At 42.2% G+C, this 358-nt stretch carries 1 protein-coding gene; it reads left to right on the top strand.

All coding sequences use genetic code 11. The features are described 5' to 3' along the window. Positions 1-45: 45 nt before the first annotated feature. On the top strand, positions 46-358 hold a 313-nt coding region (locus DM397_RS00310), incomplete at its 3' end, for a phosphopantetheine-binding protein (protein WP_317048791.1).

The following is a 358-nucleotide window of genomic DNA, read 5'->3' as shown; positions in this document are numbered from 1 at the left end:
CTGATTGCTTATTTTACAACTGATGGCAGTATTGATAAATCAGAATTGAGGGATTTTCTTCAGGAGCGACTTCCGGATTATATGGTTCCGGGTTTTTATATCGAACTGGATGAGTTGCCTCTTACCCCAAATGGAAAGATAGACCGTAAAGCCTTGCCAGGAGCAGACGGAGAAGATCTTATTCGTGGAGAATACGTGGCTCCCCGAAATGAGACCGAGGAAAAACTGGCTGCCATATGGCAGGAAGTGCTTGGAATTGAAAAAGTAGGAGTAAGAGATAGTTTTTTTGAACTGGGAGGACACAGTTTGTCTGTAGCTCAGGTAATTAACCGTACCCATAAACAATTTGGAAAAACAA

Origin of the sequence: Flavobacterium nitrogenifigens (assembly GCF_003254565.1) — a bacterium.
Taxonomy (GTDB): Bacteria; Bacteroidota; Bacteroidia; order Flavobacteriales; family Flavobacteriaceae; genus Flavobacterium; species Flavobacterium nitrogenifigens.
The sequence above is the reverse complement of the archived record's forward strand: the minus strand, read 5'-3'. Positions and strand labels throughout refer to the sequence as shown.